This is a genomic window from Inquilinus limosus, from assembly GCF_051487185.1.
Taxonomy (GTDB): domain Bacteria; phylum Pseudomonadota; class Alphaproteobacteria; order DSM-16000; family Inquilinaceae; genus Inquilinus; species Inquilinus limosus_F.
The window spans coordinates 1-5,294 of the sequence record NZ_JAHVDK010000066.1 but is presented as its reverse complement, the minus strand read 5'-3'; the positions used below and the strand labels follow the sequence as shown (position 1 = coordinate 5,294).

The 5,294-nt window shown below is 68.2% G+C and carries 7 protein-coding genes; 4 read left to right on the top strand and 3 right to left on the bottom strand.

Annotated elements, in window-relative coordinates; translation table 11 throughout:
* The 3 genes from KXR53_RS35365 to KXR53_RS35355 all read left to right on the top strand — a co-directional run.
* A partial coding sequence (locus KXR53_RS35365; protein ID WP_437380309.1) for an alpha/beta fold hydrolase occupies positions 1-285 on the top strand: 285 nt, incomplete at its 5' end.
* Positions 286-320: 35 nt separating this feature from the next.
* Complete coding sequence (locus KXR53_RS35360) at positions 321-470, top strand: hypothetical protein (RefSeq protein WP_437380308.1); 150 nt, start codon at positions 321-323, stop codon at positions 468-470.
* Positions 471-548: 78 nt separating this feature from the next.
* On the top strand, positions 549-1,052 hold the full coding sequence (locus tag KXR53_RS35355; RefSeq protein ID WP_437380307.1) for a cytochrome P460 family protein: 504 nt from the start codon (positions 549-551) through the stop codon (positions 1,050-1,052).
* Positions 1,053-1,074: 22 nt separating this feature from the next.
* On the opposite strand, the gene KXR53_RS35350 is transcribed toward KXR53_RS35355, so the two are convergent.
* The 3 genes from KXR53_RS35350 to KXR53_RS35340 are packed head-to-tail and all read right to left on the bottom strand — an operon-like array spanning position 1,075 to position 2,955.
* Positions 1,075-1,311 (bottom strand): nuclear transport factor 2 family protein, encoded by a 237-nt coding sequence (locus tag KXR53_RS35350; RefSeq protein WP_437380306.1) that lies wholly within the window; start codon positions 1,309-1,311, stop codon positions 1,075-1,077.
* Between the two features lie 49 nt (positions 1,312-1,360).
* A complete protein-coding gene (locus tag KXR53_RS35345; protein ID WP_437380305.1) occupies positions 1,361-2,329 on the bottom strand; it encodes a quinone oxidoreductase family protein in 969 nt (322 codons plus the stop codon).
* A 59-nt stretch (positions 2,330-2,388) separates the two neighbouring features.
* Positions 2,389-2,955: a TetR/AcrR family transcriptional regulator gene (locus KXR53_RS35340; RefSeq protein ID WP_437380304.1), complete on the bottom strand. Its 567-nt coding sequence runs from the start codon at positions 2,953-2,955 to the stop codon at positions 2,389-2,391.
* 226 nt (positions 2,956-3,181) lie between these two features.
* Here KXR53_RS35340 and KXR53_RS35335 point away from each other — a divergent pair, with 226 nt between their 5' ends.
* Positions 3,182-4,927 carry a cytochrome c biogenesis protein DipZ gene (locus tag KXR53_RS35335; protein ID WP_437380303.1) on the top strand — a complete coding sequence of 582 codons (1,746 nt, stop codon included), beginning with the start codon at positions 3,182-3,184 and terminating at the stop codon, positions 4,925-4,927.
* The last annotated feature ends 367 nt before the right edge of the window (positions 4,928-5,294 follow it).

The following is a 5,294-nucleotide window of genomic DNA, read 5'->3' as shown; positions in this document are numbered from 1 at the left end:
GACATCGTGGTCCACAACTATCGCTGGCGGATCGGCCTGGCCGAGGGCGAGACGCGGTACGACGACCTCGAGCAGCGGCTCGCCGCCGGCCCGGTGATCACGGTGCCGACGATCACCATGGAAGGCGACGCCAACGGCGCGCCGCACCCTGAGCCCGCGGCCTATCGCGCCAAGTTCTCGGGCCGGTACGAGCACCGCACCATCACCGGCGGGATCGGCCACAACCTGCCGCAGGAAGCCCCGCAGGCCTTCGCCCAGGCGGTGATCGACGTCGCCAAACTGTGACCGGCCGCCGGCCCTTCAGCCCGAAAGGACATCCCATGATCGGTTCGTTCCTCCGCCGTCTGGCCGCCGGGGCGATGCTCGGCGCTATCGGCAGCTTCGCCGCGACCTGCACCGCGCCGGCCCAGCAGTTCAGCGATCCTATTCCCCTGACCCGCTCGCTTCCGAGCCGCCGCTGCCGCGGCTGAAGCGGTGGCGCGCCGACACCCTCCTGCACGTCACCGCACGCCGGCGGAAACAAGCACAGCATCAGAAGGAGCACTCCGTTGACATCATTCCAGGTGAGGCTGCTGGCAGCCACGGTCCTTTGCTTCCTGATTGTACCGGTGATGTCCAGCGGCGCGGATGCCGAACGCACATCGCCCATCTATGGCGTCACGATCCCTGAAGGATATCGGCAGTGGGAACTTGTTGCGCCGGCGCACGAAACCGATCCGCTGAATGAGCTCCGCGTTGTTCTCGGAAATTCCGCGGCGATCGAAGCCTACAAGAATGGAACCCTTCCGTTTCCCGACGGAACCATTCTCGTCAAGCTCGCCTGGAAGCACGTCCAGTCGCCCGAGTTCGAGCCCGCCTTCGTTCCCGGAGCCGCGACGACGGTTCAGGTGATGGTGAAGGACTCCAAGAGATACCCCTCCACCGGCGGCTGGGGCTTCGGTCGCTTCATCAACGGCATTCCCGTTGACGAGGCGCAGCATCAGACCTGCTTCGCTTGCCACGAAGCCGGAGTGAAGAATCACGATTATGTCTTCACGCGCTTTGCGCCATGACGCCTCGGGCGCTACCTGCCCCTCACGAGATGATGGATCGTCGCGCCGCCGCCGATGGTGAGCGACAATCGCTCGATGATCTGCTCGCGGCCGGCCAGAACCAGCTGCGGCCGGCCTTCAGATCGTAGACCACGAAGGTGCCGCGCGGCAGGAAGAGGCGCGCGAGCGCGCCCCAATCCTTGCCATCGGCCAGTCGGACATAGCGCGACTGGAGGCTGCGGATGGCCTCGATGGCGACCAGGCGCTCAAGGTCGGTCATGGCCGGATCCCGAGCGGCAGAAGGGCGGGTGCCCGGACGGCGGGGCGGATCACGGGACCAGCAGGAGCTTGCCGGTGGTGGCGCGGCTCTCCATGTCGGCGTGGGCCTCGGCGGCATCCGCCAACTGGTAGGAGCGACCGATCCTGATTGTCAGCTGCCCGCCGATGATCCAGTCGAACAGCTGCCGCGCCCGGGCCTGCAGCAGCTCCGGCGTGTGGATATGGTCGAAGAAGACGGCGTAGCCGATCTTGATGCTCTTCGGCAGGCTCATGATGTCGAGCGGCCCGGGACCGCCGAGCACGGGGCCGTACCAGCAGAAGGTGCCCGAGCGCCGCAGCGACGCGAGCGAGGCCTGGAAGGTCTTGGGGCCGGAGCCGTCATAGACGACATGCACGCCCCCGCCGCCTGACAGGCGGATCACTTCCTCGGCGAACCGCCCCTCCGTGTCCACGACCACCGCGTCGGCCCCGGCCGCCTTCGCGACCACCGCCTTCTCCGGCGACGAGACGCGGCCGATCACGCGGCCGCCGCGCAGCTTGATGATCTGGGTCAGGATCTGGCCGACGCCGCCTGCCGCGGCGTGCACCAGCGCCACGTCGCCCGGCTGGACCGGGTAGAAGTCCGTGGCGAAGTGGCTGGCGGTCAGGCCCTGCATCATGACCGCCGCGGCGGTTCGGTCGTCGATCCCGTCCGGGATCGGGACGAGTGCAGAGGCCGGTGCCAGGACGCGGTTGGCGTAGCTGCCGGGAACGTAGACCCAGGCGACCCGCTGGCCGGCCTTGACCCCGTCAACGCCTGGCCCCACCGTCAGCACGCGGCCGGCCCCTTCGACGCCGAGGATCACCGGACCCGATTCTTCGGTCCAGAACTGGCCGCGCCGGACGCCGATGTCCATGAAGTTGACGCCGGCGGCGGCGACCTCGACCAGTGCCTGGCCCTGCCCGGGCACGGGCTCCGGCCGCTCGACCAGCTCCATCACCTCCGGACCGCCGGGGCGGGTCATCACGATCGCTTTCAAGATCACATCTCCTGTTCTTGAACGTTCATTCCAGAATTCGGCAAAAAAAGGGGCGCGGCTCATCGCAAGGCACGCAGCGCCAATGCGCCGAGGGCCCGCAGCTGCCCGCTTCCTGCGCCGCCGCGGGCCGCGATGCGGATCCCGGCGAAGCTGGCGGACAGGAATTCGGCGGCTTCGTCCGGGTCGAGCTGAGATGCGACGTCGCCCTCGGCCTGCGCCTGATGGATGCGCGCGACCATCGCGGCCTGCAAGGCTCGACCCGCATCGTCCTGTATGTCCGAGAGCTCTCGGCGCGAGCGGCCGAACTCGCAGATCGCGTTCACGCCGAGGCAGGCTTTGCCGGCCTCCGCGACCACCCGATCGACCATGGCCTTGATGCCGTCCACGGCCCGGCGCCGGCTTCGCAGCGCCGCGACATGCTTCTGCGTTTCGGCGCCGGCGTAGCGACGCACCGCTGCGCAGTATAGCTGCCATTTGTCGCCGAACGTGTCGTAGAGGCTCTGACGGCCGATCCCCATGGCCTGCACCAGCATATCGGTCGAGGTGCCGTCGAAGCCGTGCTCCCGGAACACCTCGATCGCGGCGTCCAGAGTCTTCTCGCTGTCGAATTCCTTGGGTCGAGCCATAGCGGCGACATAGGAATTCTGGAATGATCAGTCAATAACATCTGCCGCGCGGGCGGTACCCCAGCGGCAAGGCCAACAACGTCTAACAGCGGCTAACGGGCAAGATTCCGGCCGCCGCCTACATGTGATCTCGGCAATCGCCGCCCCTCACCCGCTTTGCGACCGGCAGGGACGAGCGCCTGCGCGATCCACAACTCTCCGGCCTTTTCAGTCACGAGACATCCAAATGCTCCTCCTGATCCTGCTGGCCTATTTCGGCGGCGTGCTGACCATCGTCAGCCCTTGCATCCTGCCGGTCCTGCCCTTCGTCTTCGCCCGCGCCGACCGGCCGTTCCTGACGAACGGGCTGCCGATGCTGACCGGCATGGCCGTGACCTTCGCCGCCGTCGCCACCCTGGCCGCGGTGGCCGGAGGCTGGGCCGTGGCCGCCAATGAATACGGCCGCGTCGCCGCGATCGTGCTGCTGGCCCTGTTCGGGCTGACGCTGCTGCTGCCGCAACTGGCCGACCGGCTGACCCGGCCGCTGGTTGCGCTGGGCAGCCGGCTGTCGCAATCGGCCGAGCCGGGCGGCGAGGCGCGGTCGCCGGCGGCGGCGTCGCTGCTGCTGGGCGTCGCCACCGGCCTGCTCTGGGCACCTTGCGCCGGCCCGGTGCTGGGCCTGATCCTGACCGGGGCGGCGCTGAACGGCGCCAATGCCGGCACCTCGCTGCTGCTGCTGGCCTATGCCTCGGGCGCGGCCACCTCCCTCGCCCTCGCCCTCCTGGTCGGCGGACGGGTGTTCGCCACGATGAAGCGGTCGCTCGGCGCCGGCGAGCGGATCCGGCGTGGCCTGGGCGCCGCGGTGCTGGCCGGGGTCGCGGCCGTCGCGCTCGGCCTCGACACCGGCCTGTTGTCGCGTGTGTCCCTGGCCGCCACCTCGTCGCTGGAGCAGCGGCTGATCGACCGGCTGCAGCCGGCTGCCGGCGATGAGTCCTCCTCTATCGCCATGAAGGCACAGGCCCGGGTCCTGCCGGTGCTGGGGACCTTTCCGCCCCTGACCGGAGCGATCGACTGGCTGAATTCCCCGCCGCTGACGGTGGAGGGGCTGAAGGGCAAGGTGGTGCTGGTCGACTTCTGGACCTATTCCTGCATCAACTGCCTGCGCACGCTTCCCTATATCCGGGGCTGGGCCGAGAAGTACAAGGATCAGGGCCTGGTCGTGATTGGCGTGCACGCGCCCGAATTCGCCTTCGAGCGCAGTGTCGACAATGTCCGCAAGGCGATCACGGACCTGAAGATCGGCTACCCGGTCGCGATCGACAACAGCTACGCCGTCTGGCGCGCCTTCGGGAACCAGTACTGGCCGGCGCTTTATTTCATCGATGCCCAGGGCCGGATCCGGCACGAGCAGTTCGGCGAAGGCGGCTACGACCGGTCGGAACGGGTGATCCAGCAGCTGCTGGCCGAGGCCGGGCGCACCGGTGTCTCCGGCGGGCTGATCTCGGTCGACGGCACCGGCGCCGAGGCCGCCTCGGACTTCGCCGATGTGCAGTCGCCCGAAACCTATCTCGGCGCCGGCCGGGCGGAGAACTTCATTTCGCCCGGCGGCTTCGTGCGGAACGCCAGCCATGTCTATGCGGCCGGATCGCCGCAGCTGAACCAGTGGAGCCTGACTGGCGACTGGACGGTCAGCGGCGAGCGCGCCGCGCTGAACCGGGCAGATGGCGGCATCGTCTACCGCTTCCACGCCCGCGACCTGCACCTGGTGATGGGTCCTGGCGCGGACGGGAAGCCGGTGCGGTTCCGCGTCACCATCGACGGCGCAGCGCCGGGCGACAGCCGCGGCAGCGACACCGATGCCGATGGCCGGGGCATAGTCACGGACCAGCGTTTGTACCAGTTGGTGCGACAGGACAGCCCGGTTGCCGACCGCACCTTCGAGATCTGGTTCCTAGACCCCGGCGTCCAGGCCTATGCCTTCACCTTCGGTTGAGCTGGCCTGAAATCGTAGCTCGGCGCAGGTAAGGGATATAGCGTCTTCAAAGAGCGTGGTTGCGGGGACCCGCAACCATCTACGCTCATGCACGCCGACGCGCGATCATCGGACCGCCAACCCAGCGTCAGCGGCGATTGGCTCCTCACCTCGGGGAATCGGCGGCGGGTCCGAGCCGGATCGACCACGGCGTCTTAGCCCCTCCCCTGACCGCAAAGGGTGCAGGCCGTGTGAAAACGCTATGATCTGATACGCTGCCCGAGGTGACTGAGCGGGGGGCAAGCGTGAAGCGTTTCGTCGAGGGGCAGGACCGTCGCCAGACCACGCTGCTGCCGGAGTGTTTGGATGACTATGTCGGCGAGGACAA